Annotated in this window: 3 protein-coding genes; 2 read left to right on the forward strand and 1 reads right to left on the reverse strand. The window is 39.4% G+C overall.

What is annotated here, in order from left to right; genetic code table 11:
* Window positions 1-210: transposase (locus EZ456_RS24950; RefSeq protein WP_131534928.1), on the reverse strand; the 210-nt coding region annotated here is incomplete at its 3' end.
* Window positions 211-529: 319 nt separating this feature from the next.
* Between EZ456_RS24950 and EZ456_RS24955 the strand changes: the two genes are divergently transcribed.
* On the forward strand, window positions 530-796 hold the full coding sequence (locus EZ456_RS24955) for a transposase (protein WP_131534931.1): 267 nt from the start codon (window positions 530-532) through the stop codon (window positions 794-796).
* On the forward strand, window positions 793-1,530 hold the full coding sequence (locus EZ456_RS24960; RefSeq protein WP_131534933.1) for an IS3 family transposase: 738 nt from the start codon (window positions 793-795) through the stop codon (window positions 1,528-1,530). The genes EZ456_RS24955 and EZ456_RS24960 overlap by 4 nt, the downstream gene beginning before the upstream one ends.
* The last annotated feature ends 84 nt before the right edge of the window (window positions 1,531-1,614 follow it).

Raw genomic sequence — 1,614 nt, forward strand, 5'->3', positions numbered from 1 at the left:
TTTAAGCTCCTTTTGAAGTTTCCGGATCAATTGCTGGTCCTCGCTAAGGCTTGTAGTATCAGCTTTTGCAATTCCTTCGCGCTCTTTCCATTTACTTAAAAGGTTCGAACTTATACCCAATTCTATTGCAACATCCTTTATCGAACCGCGGGCATGGGCCAGATCCAAAGCCATTCTTTTAAAAGGCTCATCAAATATTCGTTTGCTCATATATTCAAATTTAAAGTTTAATGTTTAAATCTGACAAGTAAATCCCTCTAGTCAAATGTAGCAACTCCAATGCCTTGGTAGGGTTTTCCGGTCGCTTTAAGATTCCCGCATGCGCGGGAATGACGACCTTCCTAAAGAGATCTGTCATTGATAGCCTGTCGAAGGACAAATGTTTTCTGTTTTCGACCAGTAAAGGTCTTTACTTCGGCTAAGCTCAGTACAAGCTGGCTCAGACTGACGACACTGGGCTTGGAGTTGCTACATTTGACTAGAGGGATTTACTTGTCAGATTTAAACATTAAACTTTAAATTTGAATATATGAGCAAACGAATATTTGATGAGCCTTTTAAAAGAATGGCTTTGGATCTGGCCCATGCCCGCGGTTCGATAAAGGATGTTGCAATAGAATTGGGTATAAGTTCGAACCTTTTAAGTAAATGGAAAGAGCGCGAAGGAATTGCAAAAGCTGATACTACAAGCCTTAGCGAGGACCAGCAATTGATCCGGAAACTTCAAAAGGAGCTTAAAGAAGCCCAGCTGGAACGTCTCAGGGTAAGCGGCTTATCGATGATAATCATCTTATGATAGAGATAAGCAAGATTTACGCAGAGAGTAAAGGGTGTTACGGGAGTCCGCGTATTACTGCCGAACTATGTTCCAGAGGGATCTTTATCTCACGTCCCAGGGTGGCCAGGCTGATGCGTAGATTAGGTATAAAGAGTACTATCCGTAAGAAATGGGTACAGACAACAGATTCGCAGCACACTTACCCTTTAGCAGAAAATCTCCTTAACAGAGATTTTTATGCCGCCAATACTGGAGAGAAATGGGTTTCAGACCTGACCTATATACAAACTGGGGAAGGTTGGCTATATCTGACAACAGTTATAGATCTGGCGGATAGAAAAGTTGTAGGCTGGTCATTAAGTAAAAATATGGAAGCTAAGAACACCACAATAAAGGCATTAGAAATGGCTATAAAGAATAGGCCTATTACCCAACAGTTAATTTTTCACTCAGACAGAGGCATACAATATGCGTGTTCCGAGTTCAGAAAACAATTAGAATGCTTGCGGATAAAGCAGAGCATGAGCAGAAAGGGAAACTGTTGGGATAACGCAGTTGCAGAGAGTTTCTTTAAAACTATAAAAACAGAAATGATATACCAGCAGATATATAAAACAAGATCGAAGGCCAGTTTAGCCATTTTTGAATATATAGAGGTATGGTATAATAGAAAAAGAAGACACTCTTTTTTGGGGTACTTATCGCCATTAGAGTTTGCAAACAGCTCAATAAACCCTAAAATCGCAGCTTAAAAAAGAAAAAAATCTAAAGTAATGCTTCTCAATAAAAATAATAATATGACAACAAAAAATCTCTAGTAGACTATTGCAATTCCA

The sequence above is a fragment of the Pedobacter psychrodurus genome, from assembly GCF_004331735.1.
Lineage (GTDB): Bacteria > Bacteroidota > Bacteroidia > Sphingobacteriales > Sphingobacteriaceae > Pedobacter > Pedobacter psychrodurus.

Excerpts from the sequence above, each read along its gene's own strand:
- EZ456_RS24955 (WP_131534931.1), top strand. The coding sequence starts at position 530 with ATGAGCAAACGAATATTTGATGAGCCTTTTAAAAGAATGGCTTTGGAT.
- EZ456_RS24960 (WP_131534933.1), top strand. The coding sequence starts at position 793 with ATGATAGAGATAAGCAAGATTTACGCAGAGAGTAAAGGGTGTTACGGG.